The 17680-nt window shown below is 68.6% G+C and carries 15 protein-coding genes; 1 reads left to right on the forward strand and 14 read right to left on the reverse strand.

The genetic code is table 11. The annotated features are described in order from the left end of the window. Window positions 1-616: 616 nt before the first annotated feature. The 5 genes from CEP50_RS15575 to CEP50_RS15595 form a co-directional block, all read right to left on the reverse strand. Window positions 617-1231, reverse strand: coding sequence for a hypothetical protein (locus CEP50_RS15575; RefSeq protein ID WP_106114685.1), 615 nt, complete (start codon window positions 1229-1231; stop codon window positions 617-619). A 161-nt stretch (window positions 1232-1392) separates the two neighbouring features. After that, entirely contained in the window at window positions 1393-3978 is a 2586-nt protein-coding gene (locus tag CEP50_RS15580; protein WP_019855812.1) for an ATP-dependent Clp protease ATP-binding subunit, read from the reverse strand. 259 nt (window positions 3979-4237) lie between these two features. Beyond that, a complete protein-coding gene (locus CEP50_RS15585) occupies window positions 4238-5143 on the reverse strand; it encodes an ABC transporter ATP-binding protein (RefSeq protein ID WP_181188412.1) in 906 nt (301 codons plus the stop codon). Continuing rightward, the gene (locus CEP50_RS15590; RefSeq protein ID WP_106114686.1) at window positions 5140-6246 is read right to left on the reverse strand and encodes a FecCD family ABC transporter permease; all 1107 of its coding nucleotides are present in this window, start codon (window positions 6244-6246) and stop codon (window positions 5140-5142) included. Before CEP50_RS15590 ends, CEP50_RS15585 begins: the two co-directional genes overlap by 4 nt. Then, on the reverse strand, window positions 6243-7361 hold the full coding sequence (locus tag CEP50_RS15595) for a FecCD family ABC transporter permease (RefSeq protein WP_106114687.1): 1119 nt from the start codon (window positions 7359-7361) through the stop codon (window positions 6243-6245). The genes CEP50_RS15590 and CEP50_RS15595 overlap by 4 nt, the downstream gene beginning before the upstream one ends. Before the next feature lie 96 nt (window positions 7362-7457). Here CEP50_RS15595 and CEP50_RS15600 point away from each other — a divergent pair, with 96 nt between their 5' ends. Further along, entirely contained in the window at window positions 7458-8450 is a 993-nt protein-coding gene (locus CEP50_RS15600; RefSeq protein ID WP_106114688.1) for an ABC transporter substrate-binding protein, read from the forward strand. A gap of 216 nt (window positions 8451-8666) precedes the next feature. On the opposite strand, the gene CEP50_RS15605 is transcribed toward CEP50_RS15600, so the two are convergent. The 9 genes from CEP50_RS15605 to CEP50_RS15645 form a co-directional block, all read right to left on the reverse strand. Next, window positions 8667-9029: a histone-like nucleoid-structuring protein Lsr2 gene (locus CEP50_RS15605; protein WP_019855817.1), complete on the reverse strand. Its 363-nt coding sequence runs from the start codon at window positions 9027-9029 to the stop codon at window positions 8667-8669. A gap of 242 nt (window positions 9030-9271) precedes the next feature. After that, window positions 9272-10786 (reverse strand): lysine--tRNA ligase, encoded by a 1515-nt coding sequence (lysS, locus tag CEP50_RS15610; RefSeq protein ID WP_106114711.1) that lies wholly within the window; start codon window positions 10784-10786, stop codon window positions 9272-9274. Between the two features lie 77 nt (window positions 10787-10863). Further along, the gene (locus tag CEP50_RS15615; protein WP_019855819.1) at window positions 10864-11694 is read right to left on the reverse strand and encodes a type III pantothenate kinase; all 831 of its coding nucleotides are present in this window, start codon (window positions 11692-11694) and stop codon (window positions 10864-10866) included. 101 nt (window positions 11695-11795) lie between these two features. Next, complete coding sequence (panD, locus tag CEP50_RS15620; protein ID WP_019855820.1) at window positions 11796-12209, reverse strand: aspartate 1-decarboxylase; 414 nt, start codon at window positions 12207-12209, stop codon at window positions 11796-11798. A 124-nt stretch (window positions 12210-12333) separates the two neighbouring features. Further along, the gene (panC, locus tag CEP50_RS15625) at window positions 12334-13260 is read right to left on the reverse strand and encodes a pantoate--beta-alanine ligase (RefSeq protein WP_106114689.1); all 927 of its coding nucleotides are present in this window, start codon (window positions 13258-13260) and stop codon (window positions 12334-12336) included. Next, the gene (locus CEP50_RS15630) at window positions 13257-14210 is read right to left on the reverse strand and encodes a Rossmann-like and DUF2520 domain-containing protein (RefSeq protein ID WP_219905508.1); all 954 of its coding nucleotides are present in this window, start codon (window positions 14208-14210) and stop codon (window positions 13257-13259) included. The genes panC and CEP50_RS15630 overlap by 4 nt, the downstream gene beginning before the upstream one ends. Window positions 14211-14379: 169 nt before the next feature. Beyond that, entirely contained in the window at window positions 14380-15603 is a 1224-nt protein-coding gene (locus CEP50_RS15635; protein WP_106114690.1) for a PrsW family intramembrane metalloprotease, read from the reverse strand. 66 nt (window positions 15604-15669) lie between these two features. Then, window positions 15670-16932 carry a DUF6779 domain-containing protein gene (locus CEP50_RS15640; protein WP_146134817.1) on the reverse strand — a complete coding sequence of 421 codons (1263 nt, stop codon included), beginning with the start codon at window positions 16930-16932 and terminating at the stop codon, window positions 15670-15672. Window positions 16933-17150: 218 nt separating this feature from the next. Beyond that, window positions 17151-17615 (reverse strand): DUF3180 domain-containing protein, encoded by a 465-nt coding sequence (locus CEP50_RS15645; RefSeq protein ID WP_106114692.1) that lies wholly within the window; start codon window positions 17613-17615, stop codon window positions 17151-17153. Between the last annotated feature and the right edge of the window lie 65 nt (window positions 17616-17680).

The following is a 17680-nucleotide window of genomic DNA, read 5'->3' on the forward strand; positions in this document are numbered from 1 at the left end:
AGGGGAAAGCACACGGGGTGCGAGCGTTCGACTTGCATGTGTGAAGCGCGCCGTCAGCGTTCGTCCTGAGCCAGGATCAAACTCTCCAACAAACAACCAGAGAAAAAACCCCAGCAACAAACACTCAAAAAAACCACAAGACCCACACGGGCCCCACACGCACACAAAACAGGGCACTGTTGAATTCTCAAAGAACACACCCACCACCGTGGGCTTCCCGAGTACCGGGACTTCGTCCCCGGCATCCGAGCGTCAACCATTGTAGCACCCCCGCACCGTTCCCCCAACCAGGGGGGTTGGCACCGCCCGACAGCACGCCGAGCATCACACGGGCACCACAACAGCTATTCGGTTACCACCGTGCTCCCGGTCCAACCGGACCCCGGAACACCGCCAAGCGGCCTGACCGCCTGACGGACAAACACTCTACACACTCCCGGAGAACCACTCGCACCCACCCCCCGGCAATCGACAAAACACCAGGTCAGCTCCGGTTTATTCCGCGAAACGAATTCGGTTGTCCGTGGTGGCTTCACACCCGAGGCACCACGAAGCTCCTCGTTCGGACACACGCAGCGGTTCCGACCGGAGATCCGCGACGGACAACTCCGCCACCTCAACCGACACGACGTCGTCGCAGCCACGTGACGGCCCCACCGATCGCGGTCACGAACAGCAGGAGGGCACCGAGCAGAGTCGGCCAACCCCACCGCTGCACCACCGCATCCAACGTACGCCGGGTCAGACTCGTCTCGTCGGCCAGCACGATCGCCAACAGCACGGCCGCCGCCACCAGCACTCCCGCCAACAGCACGTAGCGCGCCGCTCCGAGAACACCGACCCGCTCGTGCACCACCCGGGCCACCTTCACCAACCGGACGACGCGGACGAGCTGAACCGCCGCGACCAGCCGGACCAGTCGCAGCACCTGGGCCGGACCGAAGGCGAAAACCACAGCCGGGATCGTCAACAGCGAGACGAGCACCATCCACCAGTGGGTGCGCAACCAGCGCAGCCGGTTCTCGCTCGCCCAGAAGAGCAGCACCGACTCGGTGGTGAGCACCAGCATCGACAACCAGTTCAACACCGAACCGGCCGCCCCCACGGGCCCGTCCAACCGGGCCAGGAACACGGCGGGGACCGAGACGGCCGCAGCCGTCAGCACCGGAACGTGCAGCGCCCGACCGACCCGGTTCTCCCACGAGTCCGTCAACGGTTCCCCGCCGGACATCACACCGCACATCCTGACAGAGCACCCCCGGATCCGGGGTGCACAGCCTTCTCACCGTCGAGAGATCCCTCCGACTCCGGCCCTGGGGACTCCCGAACGGTGAAAGGCCCCGCTCCTTCGGGCGAAGGAGCGGGGCCCGCAACGGAACTCATCCGAACCACTCACTCGGAGGAGGTGGGCCCCTCCGACTGGTCGTCCTGGTTCGAGGTGGTGCCTCCCGAGGAGTTCCCCGAGGAACCGGCCAGGTCGACCGGCGGGGCGTCCGGGACGGTGGAGGGCTTGCTCTCCCCGCGGAAGACGAACTGGGCGTCGTCGTCCGGGCCTTCCTCGTCGTCCCAGCCCTCGACGTCGACGATCACGATCTGACCGGGTTCGACCTCACCGAACAGGATCTTCTCGGAGAGCTTGTCCTCGATCTCGTGCTGGATGGTGCGCCGCAGCGGCCGCGCACCCAGCACCGGGTCGAAGCCCCTCTTGGCCACCAGCTTCTTGGCCTTGGAGGTCAGCTCGATGGACATGTCCTTGCTCTTCAGCGCGGTTTCCACCCGGCCGATGAGCAGGTCGACCATCCGGATGATCTCTTCCTCGGTCAGCTGGTGGAAGACGATCACGTCGTCGATCCGGTTGAGGAACTCGGGCCGGAAGTGCTTCTTCATCTCCTCGTTGACCTTGGCCTTCATCCGCTCGTAGTTGGAGTCCTGCTGACTCCCCGAGGAGAAACCGAGGCCGACGGCCTTCGAGATGTCCGAAGTACCGAGGTTGGAGGTGAAGATCAGCACCGTGTTCTTGAAGTCGACGACACGACCCTGTCCGTCGGTGAGCCTGCCGTCCTCCAGCACCTGCAACAGCGTGTTGTAGATCTCGTGGTGCGCCTTCTCGATCTCGTCGAACAACACCACGGAGAACGGCTTGCGCCGGACCTTCTCGGTGAGCTGGCCGCCCTCCTCGTAACCGACGTATCCCGGGGGAGCACCGAACAGCCGCGAGGCCGTGTAGCGGTCGTGGTACTCACCCATGTCGATCTGCACCAGCGCGTCGTCGTCGCCGAAGAGGAACTCGGCCAGCGACTTGGACAGCTCGGTCTTACCGACACCGGAGGGGCCGGCGAAGATGAACGAACCGGAGGGCCGCTGCGGGTCCTTCAGTCCGGCACGGGTGCGACGGATCGCCTGGGAGACGGCCCGGACCGCGTCGTCCTGCCCGATGATCCTCTTGTGCAGCTCCTCCTCCATGCGCAGCAGCCTGGAGGTCTCCTCCTCGGTGAGGCGGAACACCGGGATACCGGTCCAGTTCGCCAGCACCTCGGCGATCTGCTCGTCGTCGACCTCGGCGACGACGTCGAGGTCACCGGCCTTCCACTGCGCCTCGCGCTCCTCCTTCTGGGCGATGAGCTGCTTCTCCTCGTCCCGCAGGCGCGCGGCGCGCTCGAAGTCCTGGCCGTCGATCGAGGACTCCTTGTCCCGACGGACCTCGGCGATCTTCTCGTCGTACTCCCGCAGGTCCGGCGGAGCGGTCATCCTCCGGATACGCATCCGCGCACCGGCCTCGTCGAGCAGGTCGATCGCCTTGTCCGGCAGGTACCGGTCGTTGATGTAGCGGTCGGCCAGGCTCGCCGCGGCGGACAGCGCGGAGTCGGTGATGGAGACCCGGTGGTGGGCCTCGTAGCGGTCCCGCAGCCCCTTGAGGATCTCCACGGCGTGTTCGAGGGAGGGTTCACCGACCTGGATCGGCTGGAAACGGCGCTCGAGCGCCGCGTCCTTCTCCACGTTCTTGCGGTACTCCTCCAGGGTGGTGGCACCGATGGTCTGCAACTCACCACGCGCCAACATCGGCTTGAGGATGCTGGCGGCGTCGATGGCGCCCTCCGCGGCTCCCGCACCGACGAGGGTGTGGATCTCGTCGATGAACAGGATGATGTCGCCCCGCGTCTTGATCTCCTTGAGCACCTTCTTCAGGCGCTCCTCGAAGTCACCACGGTAGCGCGAACCGGCGACCAGCGAGCCCAGGTCGAGTGTGTAGAGCTGTTTCTCCTTCAGCGTCTCGGGCACCTCGCCCTTGACGATCTTCTGGGCCAGCCCCTCGACGACCGCCGTCTTGCCGACACCGGCCTCGCCGATCAGCACGGGGTTGTTCTTGGTGCGCCGGGACAGCACCTGCATGATGCGCTCGATCTCGGTGTCCCTGCCGATCACGGGATCGAGTTTCGACTCGCGGGCGCTCTGGGTGAGGTTGCGGCCGAACTGGTCCAGTACCAGCGAGGAGGACGGAGTGCCCTCGCTGCGACCGCCAGCCTCGGCCGGTTCCTTGCCCTGGTAGCCGGACAGCAGCTGCAGGACCTGCTGGCGGACCCGGTTGAGATCGGCGCCGAGCTTGACCAGCACCTGGGCGGCGACGCCCTCGCCCTCCCGGATCAGCCCGAGCAGGATGTGCTCGGTGCCGATGTAGTTGTGCCCGAGCTGGAGAGCCTCGCGCAGCGACAGCTCCAGAACCTTCTTGGCCCTCGGGGTGAAGGGGATGTGGCCACTGGGGGCCTGCTGGCCCTGGCCGATGATCTCTTCGACCTGCTGGCGTACGCCCTCCAGGGCGATACCCAACGATTCCAGCGCCTTGGCGGCGACACCCTCACCCTCGTGGATCAGACCCAGGAGAATGTGCTCGGTGCCGATGTAGTTGTGGTTGAGCATCCTGGCCTCCTCCTGGGCCAGGACAACCACCCGCCTCGCGCGGTCGGTGAACCTCTCGAACATTCGCACTCCCTGACTGCTGCGCCGGCGGTCTCGTACCGGGCACGGCTCCTGCTCACGCCCATGCCCGCGATGGGTTCAGCACTCTGAGCTCCACTCTAGTAGCCCCGGCCCGTTCAGGGCCGGTCCGGCTCACAGCCCTCTTGTCGACAACGCTTAATTCACTGTGCCTAACAGCCCGCTGAACTGCGACATTCCAGCCGGAAACAAACCGGTGCGCGGTGTCCGCCGAGCGCGAACAACCCCCTGCGTACCCACCGTGTCACTCGTTCGGCCCAGTGTCCTCCTCCTCGCTCGGCCCGTCGGACCCCCGGGGGCGGCGCCCACCGAGTGGAACCACCATGGGGGTACCCGTCACCGGATCCGGAATCACACGTGCCCGAAGGTCGAAGACCTCGGCGAGCAGGCTCTCGGTGATCACCTCGTGGGGAGGCCCCTCGGCGGCCACGCGTCCGGCGGACATGGCCACCAGACGGTCCGCGTAGCGTGCGGCGAAGTTGAGGTCGTGCAGCACCATGACCACCGTCCGCCCGCTCTCGGCGTGCAGCCGACCGATCAACTCCAGCACATCCACCTGGTGGGACAGGTCCAGATAGGTGGTCGGCTCGTCCAGCAGCAACAGGTCCGTCCGCTGGGCCAGCGCCATGGACAGCCAGGCCCGCTGCCGCTGTCCACCGGAGAGCTCGTCCACGGACCGCTCGGCCAGGTCCCCGATGCCGGTGAGTTCGAGGGCCTCGGCCACCGCCCGCTCGTCGTCGGAGGACCACTGGCGGTACCAGGTCTGGTGCGGATGCCTCCCCCTGGCCACCAGGTCGGCCACGCACAGTCCCTCCGGGGCCACCGGGGACTGGGGCAGCATCCCCAGGCTGCGGGCGACCTCCTTGGTCGACATCCGGTGGATCCGCTTGCCGTCGAGCAGCACGCTCCCGCTGCGGGGCTGCAACAGTCGTCCCAACGCACGCAGCAGGGTGGACTTCCCGCAGCCGTTCGGCCCGATCACTCCGGTGATGCCGCCGTCGAGGACGTCCAGGTCCAGTCCGTCCACCACGACCCGCTCACCGTAGGCCAGGGAAACGCCGCGGGCGCGTAACCGCGACGACTCCCCCTCGGGGGCCTGGGCACCCCCACTTTCCGACACGGCGGTGGCTCCGACCTGTGAGGCGGTCATGTCCGCACCTCCCGGTACCGGCGAACGAGCAAATAGATCAGGTAGGGCGCGCCGAGTGCCGCCGTGACCACACCGACCGGCAGCTCCAGCGAGCCGAACATCGTGCGTGCGATCAGATCCGAACCGACCACCAACGTCGCCCCCAGCACCATCGAGATCACCAGGGGCGGACGTGACGTGGCGGCCAGGCGCAGAGCTATCTGGGGAACGGACAGGGCCACGAAGGCGATGGGCCCCGCCGCCGAGGTCGCCAGGGAGGCGAGCACGGTCGCCCCGAGCAGCATGGCCGCCCGGGCGGCCGTGACCCGGATCCCCAGTTCGCGCATGGTGTCGTCGTCGAACTGCAACGCCCCGAGCACGTGGGCACCGACCAGCGCGAGCGGCACCAGCACGGCCAGGGCCAGCCCGACGGGAACGACGTTCTCCCAGCCGCGGGCGTTCAGGCTTCCGGTCAGCCACACCATCGCCCTTCCCGCGTCCTGGACCTCACCGGCGGTCAGCAGCCACAGGGTGGCGTTGACCATCAGGGTGTTCATCCCGATGCCCACCAGTACCAGCCGGAACGAGTCGACACCGTTGCGATAGGCCAGCAGCGCGACGAGCAGTCCGGTGCCCACACCGCCGAACAGCGCGACCACGGGAACCCCGAGAGCGGCGACGAGGCCGCTGACACCGCCGAGGGCTCCTCCGGCGACGATCACGGCCGTGGCCGCGGCTCCGGCTCCGGCGGTGATCCCGAGCAGGTCCGGGCTGGCCAGCGGATTGCGCACCACCGCCTGAGTGATGGCACCGGCCAGGCCGAGAGCCGCGCCCACCAACAGGCCGGTCAGGGCTCGCGGCAGGCGCAGTTCGAACACCACGAGGTTCTCCCCCGTGTCCCCGCCGCCGAGGAGGGTCCGCAGCACCCCCAGTGGGGTGATCGGATAGTCCCCGAGCGCGAGATCACAGGAGAACACCACCAGCAGCGCCAGTATCCCCCCGAACAAGGCCAGCAGGGGGCGCGGACGCAGCACGGTGGAGACCGGACCGAGGCGCAGCGGTCTTCTCCCCGGAACCGGGGGCGTGGCGGACCGCGCGGGAGGTGTCCGCTCCGTCGCCTTCACAGTCGCATCAGCCTCCTGCGCCGTACGAGCGCGATGAAGAACGGGGCACCGACCATCGCCAGCATCACGCCGACCTGGATCTCCGAGGGCCGGGCGACCACCCGCCCGACCAGGTCGGCCAGCAGCACCAGACACGCCCCGGTCAGCGCCGCGAACGGCAACAGCCACCGGTGGTCCGGCCCCGAGAAGTATCTGGCCACGTGGGGCACCACGAGTCCGACGAAGCTGATCGGGCCGCACAGTGCCACGGCACTGCCGACGAGCACGGCTATGGCCGCGACACCGGTGGTCCGTGATCTCGTCACGTTGTGCCCGAGGGCCGCGGCCATGTCGTCACCGAGGGAGAGCGCGTTCAGGCCGGGGGCGCTCGCCAGCCCCAACACCATCCCGAGCAGCACGAAGGGCAGCACCTGCCGGATGACGGTCATGTCGCTGACCGCGATGGAACCGACCTTCCAGAAGCGGTAGGTGTCCATGCTCTGCCGGTCCAGCAGCACCAGCGCCGAGGTGAGCGCCTGGAGCAGCGCGCTGATCGCCGCGCCGGCCAGCGCCAGGGCCGCCGGGGTGGCGCCGCCCCGTCCCACCGAGCCGATCGCGAACACCGCGAGCGCGCTGATCAGGGCTCCGCCGAAGCTGAACCAGACGAAACCGAGCATCCCGGATATCCCCAGGGTGAACACGGCCAGTACCACCGCCAGTCCCGCGCCCTGGGTGATCCCGAGGATGCTGGGCCCGGCGATCGGGTTCCTGGTGTAGCCCTGCATCAGCGCCCCGGCCAGGCCGAGGGCCGATCCCGCCAGCACTCCCACGAGGGTGCGGGGCAACCGCAGCTCGTAGACGATCAGATGGTTCTCGGTGTCCGTCGTGGACAGCAGGGCTCGCAGTACCGCCTCGGGCGGTATGAGCTTGGCTCCGACGAAGACGCTCAGCACGCAACTGACCAACAGCAGTGCCGCCAGCAGGGCCAGTCCCGTCAGTCTTCTGCGGCGACGGGCGCTCACGCGCTCCAGCGAGGTGGCGCCTTCGGTCCCTTCCGGAACGGACGGAGCACTCCGGGAGGGGGGCGAGTCGGGATCGGGGTCCCGCGGGTTCCGGTCGACCGAGCTGCGACTCACATCCCACTCCCTTGGCTGTCCGCCCCTGCTTCGCTTAGGTTACCCGCACTTAGGTTAGGCCCACCTAAGATTAACGCATACGGGGGAGGAAAACCGATGCCCGACATCACACGAAGCAGACGGGACCTACTGCGAACCGCGCTGACCGCGGCGGGAGCCCTGCCCGTCCTCGGACTGAGCGCCTGCGGCGGGGGCTCGACGGAGTCGAGCGGAGCGGACTCGGCCGACAGCCGCACCGTCGAGCACGCCATGGGCACGACCACGGTCACGGGCACGCCGAAGCGGGTGGTCGCACTCGACGCGACCTTCACGAGCGCGGTCATGGCCCTGGGCACCGACGTGGTCGGCTACACCACCTTCGGCGGCAGGAAGGGGCTTCCCGCCTACCTGGGCGAGGACCGCGAGGAACACGGCGCGGACGCCCAGCGGGTGGGCAGCCTCAGCGAACCCTCCCTGGAGGGGATCGTCGGGACGGACCCCGACCTGATCCTCTCCGCGAAGGTCCGCCACGAGAAGCTCTACGACCAGCTCTCCGAGATCGCCCCCACGGTGTTCAGCGCGGACACCGGGGCCAGCTGGAAGGAGAACCTGCTCCTGACCGGTCGTGCCCTGGGCAAGGAACGGCAGGCGCAGCGTGAGCTGAGCGACTACGAGCGACGTGCGAAGGCCGTGGGCGACAAGATCCGCACACGGGTGGGACACAATCCCACCGTGTCGGTGGTGCGTTTCGCCGGGGAACCGACCGTGCGCCTGTACAGTGCCGACTCCTTCCCCGGTCTCGTGCTGGGGGACACCGGACTGGCCCGTCCCGAGGGGCAACCGACCGGAGAAGGCATCGCGGTGAACCTGAGCCAGGAACGGATTCCCGAACTCGACGCGGAACACATCTTCCTGACCGTCTACCCGGACGAGGCGGGAGAGGCCGCAGAAGCCAGAAAGAAATTCACGTCCAATCCGCTGTGGGACACCCTGCGAGGCCGGGTGCACGAGGTCGACGACATCACCTGGATGACCTCCGTGGGCATCCACGGTGCACACGCCATCCTGGACGACCTCGCCGACGCTTTCGGCACGGACCGCGCACGCTGAAGCACCACAAGGACGCGGAAGGGTCGGACACCTCGCAGGTGTACGGGTGCGCTCCACGAGGGCGACGTGGCACGACGTCCGCCGGGGGCGCACCCGGACCGAACCGACTTCACGACAGGACGGCCGGATGGTGCCGACGGAACCCGGTACCCGAACGAGTCCGTCCGATCCACGGACGGCCCGAGGAACCGAGCCGTTACCGACTTCCGCGTCGGCTCAGTGCGCCTTGTGGTACTCGGCCACGATGTCGGCCGGGATACGCCCCCGGTCCGAAACCTTCATGCCACGCTTGCGTGCCCATTCCCGAATTGCCTGGTTCTGCTCACGATCCGCGCTGGTGGAGCCTCCCGAGGAAGAGGAAGCCGACCGTGTCGAACCGCTCTTCGGCCCCGGCTTCTTACGCCCTCCGGAACGGCGGGCACTGGCCAGATACCCGCTCAGCGCCTCACGCAGCTCAGCCGCATTCTCATTCGAAAGGTCGATCGTGTAAGAGACGCCGTCCAAGGCGAACTCGACCGTTTCGTCGGCTTCTCCACCGTCCAGATCGTCCACCAGCTGGACGGTCACCTTCTGCGCCATCTTCTTTGTTCCTCTCCGGACCAATCCCTCATGCGACGATGTCCTCACTTCCGGAGTACAGCCCGGTTCCGGGGGAACCGGGCCAATACCGAAGTCCTCCCGCGAGCCCGAGTCGGTATCAACCCCGCGAATACATCGTCACCGTTTCATTCTCGTCAGCAAGGTTAGCGCAGTAAAGCCGGAGCCGCACTCACCCCGCCGAAGAAATTTTGAGGGAGCCGGCCCGGAAGTCCGCGGAACCCTCATTCCGGCCGAACGAGCGGGAACAGTATCGTCTCCCGGATCCCGAGACCCGTCAAAGCCATCAACAGACGGTCGATCCCCATTCCCACGCCCCCGGTCGGCGGCATTCCGTACTCCAGGGCCCGGAGAAAGTCCTCGTCCACGGGCATGGCCTCCTCGTCTCCCTCGGAGGCCAGCCTCGCCTGTTCCTCCAGACGGCTACGTTCCACCACGGGGTCGACCAGCTCCGAGTAACCGGTGGCCAGTTCGAAACCACGGACGTAGAGATCCCATTTCTCCGCCATCCCCGAATGCTGCCGGTGCTGCCGGGTCAGCGGGGCGGTATCCAGCGGGAAGTCCCGGACGAATGTGGGTTCGTAGAGGTGGTTGCCGACCAGGTGTTCCCAGAGTTCCTCGACCAGTTTGCCGTGGCCGTGGGAAGGATCGAGATCGGACAAACCGACGCTTTCGGCGTGTTTACGCAGGGTTTCCACCCCGGTTTCGGGAGTTACCTCGAAACCGAGCGCCTCGGACAGCGAGCCGTACATCGTAATGTGCGACCAGCTGCCGGAAAGGTCGTACTCCGAGCCGTCCGCCCACGTCACCGTCTGAGTTCCGAACAGGCTCTGGGCGGCCTCCTGGATCAGTTCCCGGGTGAGCTCGGCCATCCCGTCGTAATCCGAGTAAGCCTCGTAAAACTCGAGCATCGCGAACTCGGGAGAGTGGGAAGAATCACTCCCCTCGTTGCGAAAGTTGCGGTTGATCTCGAAGACTTTCTCGATCCCACCGACGACACACCGCTTGAGGAACAGCTCCGGGGCGATCCTCAGGTACAGATCCGTGTCCAAAGCATTCGAGTACGTCACGAACGGACGAGCCGCGGCTCCCCCCTGCAGGGTCTGCAACATCGGGGTCTCGACCTCGAGGTAACCGCGCCGGTCGAACGAGTGCCGCAACGAACGCAGCGTCGCGGCCCTGGTCCGCACGGTTTCGGCGGCCTGCCGCCGAACCAGCAGGTCCACGTAACGCTGACGTACCCTGTTCTCCTCGTTGAGCTCCTTGTGCGCCACGGGCAGCGGACGCAGTGCCTTGGCCGCCATACGCCACTCGTCGGCCAGCACGGAAAGCTCACCCCGGCGGGAGGTGATGACCTCCCCAGCGACGAAAACGTGATCCCCCAGGTCGACGTCGGCCTTCCAGTCGGACAACCGCTGTTCGCCGACCTCGTTACGGCTGATCATGGCCTGTAGCTCGGTACCGTCCCCACCGCGCAACGTGGCGAAACAGAGCTTGCCGGTGTTGCGCAGGAACATCACCCGACCGGCGACACCGACCCGCTCACCGGTCGCGGTGTCCACGGGCAGATCCGGGTGAGCGGCCCGCACCTGGGCCAGCGAGTGCGTGATCGGCAGCGCGACCGGGTAGGGGTCCTCGCCCTCCTCCAGGAGGCGCTCCCGTTTCTCCCGACGCACCCGCAGTTGTTCCGGCAGCTCCTCGGCTCCGTCGACACGCCTTGATTGATCCTGGTCATTCACGGTTCCCCAGGGTACGGCCCCCGGGGATGCCCCCACGGCCGGAGGGGTTCGGAAACCGGTCCCGCCACCGGCGGGAATCACTCCATGTTGCGGTCGAAGACCAACCGCAGCCCGAGCAGTGTGAGTTCGGGAACGTGGTGGGAGATCGTCTGCGACTCGCCGATCACCAAGGGGGCCAGCCCTCCCGTGGCCAGCACCGTGGTCGGGCCTCCGTGCGTCTCCTCCAGCTCGGCGACGATGCTGCGGACCAGACCGTCCACCTGACCGGCGAAGCCGAAGAGCAGACCCGACTGCAGGCACTCCACGGTGTTCTTGCCGATCACCGAACGCGGCCGGACCAGCTCCACCTTGCGCAGCTGGGCGGCACGGGAGGCGAGGGCGTCCAACGAGATCTCCACCCCGGGAGCGAAAGCCCCGCCGAGGAACTCCCCCTTGGCCGAGATCGCGTCGATGTTGGTCGAGGTCCCGAAGTCCACCACCACGCAGTTCGTGGAGTACAGGTGGTGGGCCGCCAACGTGTTGATCACCCGGTCGGCCCCCACCTCCTTGGGGTTGTCCACCAACAACGGGACACCGGTACGGATGCCGGGCTCCACCACCACACGCGGGACCTCGCTCCAGTTCCGCCCGAGCATCACGCGCAGTTCCCGCAGCAGCGTCGGCACGGTCGACAACGCGGAGATCCCCGTGATCCTGTCGGCGTAGTCCCCGAGCAGTCCCCGCATCGTGAAGGCCAGCTCGTCGGCGGTCATCCTCGGCTCGGTGCGCATCCGCCAGTCCCGTACCAGGCGGGCCCGCGCCTTCGGCCTGCGTGCCGAACCGGATCCCTGCTCGGAACCGTCGTCAGGGTCGTCCTCGTAGAGTCCCAACACGATGTTGGTGTTGCCGACATCGATCGCGAGCAGCACCGTTGCCTTCCTTCCTTCGACTCGGTCGGCACGACACCGACACGCGGGCGCTCCCCGGATCCACACACGGGGGGGGACACGCCGGAACACGACGGGTGCCGTCACCCGGAAACGGCCGAACTGGCCAGCCCCGAACCGGCGGGGGCGTGCCCGGGATCCCCACCGGTCTCGACGACACGGTTGTCGGAGTCCACGAACAACACCCGGGGACGGAAGGAGCGGGCCTCCGACTCGTCCATCATCCCGTAGGCGATCAGGATCACCAGATCCCCCGGATGCACCAGGTGCGCGGCCGCCCCGTTGATCCCCAGCACCCCGGAGTCCCGCTCACCGGTGATCGCGTAGGTCTCCAGCCTGGCCCCGTTGGTCACGTCCACGATGGTGACCTGCTCACCGTCGAGCAGGTCGGCGGCCTCCATCAACGCCGCGTCTATGGTCACCGAGCCGACGTAGTGCAGATCCGCCTGGGTGACGGTGGCTCGGTGGATCTTGGACTTGAGCATGGTACGAAACATCGGTACTCCCCTCCCGGTCCCGAACACCGGGACCTCGGCCCGGTGCCGGAGACCGCCCGGAACATCCGGAAACGGCAACGGTCGACTCACCCGTGCGTGGCGAGACGGAGAACACGCCGCGCCCCTAGCCCGCCACCGCGTCGGACTCGTTCAACACCACCAGCGCGTTGTCCAACAGCCTGGTCCCTCCCACCGTCGCCGCGAGCAGCAACCGGGCCTCCCCCCGTTCCGGCGGCGGCCCGAGGTCACGGTCCCGCAGCTGCAGGTAGTCCACCTCCACCATCGGCTCGGTGTCCAGCACCTCCCGCGCGGCGGCCAGCACCGCCTCGGCCCCGCGCGGCCCCGCGTGCGCCCCGGCGGTCAGGGCGGCGGACAGTGTCAGGGCGGCCGAGCGCTGCCGTTCGGTGAGATAGGCGTTGCGGGAGGACAGCGCCAGACCGTCCGACTCCCGCACGATCGGAATGCCCTGGATCTCGGTGGGGAAGTCCAGTTCGCGAACCATCCGACGCAGCAGCACGAGCTGCTGGTAGTCCTTCTCGCCGAACAGGGCCAGATCCGGCCCCACGATGTTGAACAGCTTCGCCACCACGGTGAGCACCCCGTCGAAGTGGCCCGGCCTGCTGGCCCCCTCCAGCTCGTCGCCGGCCCGGCCGGCGCTCACCGTGATCCGCGGATCGGGACCGTAGAGGTCCTGCTGCCCGGGAGCGAAGACGAGCTCGACCCCCTCCCCGGACAACGCCGCCACGTCGGAGTCCAGCCGGCGGGGGTAGCTGTCGAAGTCCTCGTCGGGACCGAACTGCAACGGGTTCACGAACACCGAGACCACCGTCACGCTGTTGGGCACACGGCGGGCCGCCCGGACCAGCTCCAGATGCCCCTCGTGCAACGCCCCCATCGTCGGCACCAGCACGATCCTGCGTCCGGTGGCCCGCAGGGCGCGTGTCACCTTGCGGAGCTCCTCGGGCCGCCGGTGCACCGTCAGCTCACGCGGGGTGAACCCCGGCCCCGCACCGACCTCCTCCGAACCGCTCCGGTTCGACGACGTTCTCATCGGCCACCCCCGTCGAGTACCTCGTGAACACCCACCGCGTCGTCCGAGCGAAGCACCCCGGAAGTGACCGCCCGCTGTGCGGTGCGCCTGGCAAGCTGCACGTAACCGGCCACCGTGTCCGGTTCCGCCTCCTCGAGAACCTCCAGATGAGCGCGCACGGTCCCCGCGTCCCCCCGGGAAACCGGCCCGGTCAACGCCCGGTCCCCGTAACGCAGCGCGTTGTCCAGCGCCGCGGAGAGAATGGGGCCCAGCACCCGGTCGGTGTGCTCGATGCCCGCCGAGCGCAGCAGCTGAGCACACTCGTTGACGAGGGTGACCAGGTGGTTCGCCCCGTGGGTCAACGCCGCGTGGTAGAGCTGCCGGGCCTCCTCCGGGATCCGGATCGGGTCCGCGCCCATCTCCACCGCCAGTGCGGTGCCGACGTTGAAACCGGCCTCGTCGTCGGGACGTGCGGTCACGGCCATGCACGCCGTACCCAGCCGCTCCAGGTCCTCCCGTTTTCCGGTGAACGTCATGGCCGGATGCAGCGCCACCGGCAGCGCCCCGAGCCGGGCGGCCGGTTCGAGCACCCCCACACCGTGGGCCCCGGAGGTGTGCACCACGATCTGTCCGGAGCGCAGCGATCCGGCCGCGGCGAGCCCGCGCACCAGCCCCTCCAGGGCGTCGTCGGGAACCGTCAGCAGAACCAGGTCGGCCTGGCGGGCGACCTCGTCGGGAGCACGCACCGGGACCGTGGGAAGCAGTTCGTCCACGCGTCGCAGAGCCGCGTCCGAGACGGCCGCGACCGCGCCCACCTCGTGGTTCACCCCGTGCAGCGCGGCGCCGAGAACACTGCCGACCCTGCCGGCCGAGATCACGCCCACGCGCAACCGCGGACGTGAGGGCCCCACGTCCGAGGGAAGGAACCCGTCCGTGGTCTCCGAACGGGTACCGTGTCGATCAGCGGACACGTCAACCAATCCTCCTACCGTTCCAGTCCCGTACCGGGTACCGGACAGCGCCGCGAGAGTAACGCCGAAACCACCCCCGTGTGCCCCGAGGGTGGCGAGAACCACGCACCGCCGGGCGCGAACGGGGGCGAGAAGGTGCCCGACACCACACCCGGTCGGGCCCGCCGGCTCAACGCCGCGAGGACCGCCGGACGTTCGTCCTGGTGAGCTCGTCCAGCTTGATGTGGGCAGTGCGGATCGCGTCCGGCGATCCGCTCGCCGAACGCCGCGCCTCCTTCAGGTCCGCGATCAGCTTCTCACGGCGTTTCCGGCGCACCGCGCTGGTGGTGTTGCCCTGTTCGGCCCGGTGTTGCAGGAAGGCCAGCTCGGTGACGGCTATCTGGTAGTCCCGCACCGCCTTGGCCGCCTCGGGACCGGCGCTGCGCCGCACCTTGCGTTTCCAGCCACGCCGTTCTGACAGGCTGGCCAGCAGTTCCAGTTCGCTGGGCACGATCAGACCCGCCCGTTGCAGGGCGGGAAGCTGCTGGGCCACGATGCGCTGTTCCCTCCGGCGCTGCCAGACGACCAACCAACCGGTCCCCAGGAAGACGGGCACCATGATCACGAAGTAGACGTTCAGGAAACGGTCCCCGCCGAGCGTGGTGGAACCGTTCCAGACGGCGTGCAGCACCACCGCGGTCAGGAAGCCGAGGGTGGGCCACACGGCCCTCATCCGCCTGTTGCGTGTCCGGGTGGCCATACCGATCCCGATACCGACCATGGCGCTGAACAACGGGTGCGAGAACGGCGCGAGAAGTCCGCGCAGCACGAAAACCGCCACCACGCCCCCGCTCAGGTCGCCCAGACCGGTCTGGGCGAAAGCCTTGCCGAAGTAGAAGATGTTCTCGATGAAGGCGAACCCGGCCGCGGTCAGCGCGGCGTAGACGATGCCGTCGACCATGCCGTTGAACTCGGACCGGCGCCGGATCCAGAGCGCGATCACGAACAGCGCCTTCGCCGCCTCCTCCACGACGGGGGCGGTCACCACCAGGGCGAAGTGCTCCTCGAAGGAACCGTCGAACAGCACCTCGCCGAAACCGGTCATCGCGTCGTTGAGCAGGAACGCGCAGGCCGTGGCTCCCCCGGCACCCCACAGGAACGCGCCGAGCAGCATCATCGGGGGTTCGGGCTCCCAGCGGTCGATCCAGACGATCGCGCCGAACACCACTCCCACCGGCAGCAACGCGGCCAGCGCGCCGACCGTCGCGGCCACGTACCCCATGCGGGCCGTCGCGATGCCGAGCATGGTCAGCCCGCACATGCCGAGCAGTATCAGTCCGGCGACCGGCCATCCGACGGCCTGGTGCTTGTGGGACTGGGTCCTCCGGGCGTCCGAGAGATCAGGATGGGACACGCACGAAACGATAAGCCTCCCGGGGCGACGCCGACACCGCGCACCGCACCTTCGAGACCGCGCGTTTCACTCTTCCCGGCGGCGCCTGCGACGTGTCTCACCGGACTCGCCGTAGGCGGCGAGCAGATCCACCACCGAGGTTCCCTGGGTGTGTGCGCCGGTGGAGCCGGCGGGGGCGTTCTCCCCGCCGGAAGACTCGGAACCACCGTCCCGCCGCGGAACGGGAGGCGGCTGGTTGGCGGAGGGCTGTGCGGACGCCGCCGCTCCCTCCGAGGTCCGCTGTCCAGGCGGTGGGGCGGGCGGCGGGACGGCAGGAGGTTGATCTCCCCGGCCTCCCGAGGCGGCTCCGCCAGAGGGGCGAGGCGGGGTCGGTCTCGCTCCCTCCGGAGCCGGGGGTTCCGTTCCCTCCTTCTCGGCTGGGGGGTGTGGCCCGGAGGGCGGTGTCCGAGTCGGTGCGGGTCTGCCGGGACGGGAAACCGTTCCCCCACCCGTCGCGTTGCCGGGTCCGGCCTCCGCCTCCCGCCCTGCGCGGGGAGGTCCCGCCGGGGAAGGTGGAGGGGTTCTCCCGCTCTCCGGGGAGGGTCGGGAAGGCGGCTCGGGGGGCTGCGCCCGCTCAGCGGATCCGGGGTTGGTGACCGTCCCGGAAAGTGCCCCGACGAAGCGAGGCGGACGTTGGGGAGGAGGCCCCTGGGGCTGTCGTACCAGTCGGGGCTGGTTCACCGGGGCCGCCGGTACCGACTCACCCCCACCGGGGGGAGCCGGAACCGGGCCGTCGGTGGCCGTCTGCCGGGGCGGACTCCCCGCCGAGGAGTCACCCGCGACGGGGGAGGCGGATTCCGCGGAAGCCGCACCGACCGGACGCTCCGCCGCCGCGCGCTGTTCTCCCTCCGAGCGGAAACGTTCGTCCCCCCGGGCGGAGGGGGCACCTCCACGACGTTCGAGCAGCCGACGAAGCTCGTGCACCTCGGAACGCAGCTCGGTGAGCTCGGCGTTGTCCCGTTCCTCCACGCGCCGCCTGATCTCCTGCTCGGTCTCCGCCTCGTGTTCCCGACGTGCCGCTATCTCGCGTTCGAGTTCGCGTTCGTAGTCGAGTTGGCGGCGGTCCAGCAGCTCGTCCCGCTCCCGGACCCGCTCCCGCAGCCGTCCCGCCCGCAGCGCCGCCAACAGGGTCGCCCACAGGGCGGCGATCGTGCCCACACGCAGCAACCGGACATCGTCCCCCAGGACCAGCACGAACGTCGCCGCGCCGGACAGGACACACGCACCGATCCACAACAGGGTGGTTCGAGCACCTCGCGCCGGAGCTTCCGAATCGGTCCGGGCAGTCATGCGGCCAACCGTACCCGGATTTTATCCGTTCGAAATCGGACGGGACTCGGCCGCCACGAGACGGCCACGCAACGAAACGGGACTCCTGCCCACCCGCCACCCGGGAATCCACCGTTTCGCGGGAGGGGCACGCGGCGGGACAACCGAGTGTCCTTCCGGATCCCCGGATCGGTACCCGCGCTCCGCGCCCACCCCGCACCGGAAGACACGAAAGTGTGTTATTCGTCCTCGGTGTCGTCCTCCTCCGGCTCGTCCGGATTGCGCATGCACCGCTCCAGCCACAGCCCCGAGGCGATCAACGCCGCCGCACTGACCAACCCGACCAGCGCGGCCGCCGTGTCCGAACGGGCCACCTCGACACGGGCGTACATCGGCACCAGGAACACCAGCAGCGCCACCCACACGCCGGACATGAGCGCCCCCGCCAACGAGGAGGCCTTGGCCAGCGCCACCATCCGGGTGGCCGTCATCGGATCGAGCGGCTCCCGCCCCTGCCAGTGCTGCGCCCGGGGACGCACCGCGAAGGCCAGCACGACCTCCAGCACAGCCACCACCAGCAGGGTGGCCCCGGCGGCCAGCGGCAACGGAGGCAGGGCCTCGTAGCCCACCCGCACTCCGGCGTAGACCAGCACGGCCGCGATCAACGCCGCGACCACGAGGTCTCGGGCCCTGGTGTAGTTCATCCGTCCTCCGTGCCCACACGGCCGCGCCGCCGACGAACCCCGGGACCCGCCTCGGGCGTGCCCCA

The organism is Actinopolyspora mortivallis, from assembly GCF_003001495.1.
GTDB classification, from domain to species: Bacteria; Actinomycetota; Actinomycetes; order Mycobacteriales; family Pseudonocardiaceae; genus Actinopolyspora; species Actinopolyspora mortivallis_A.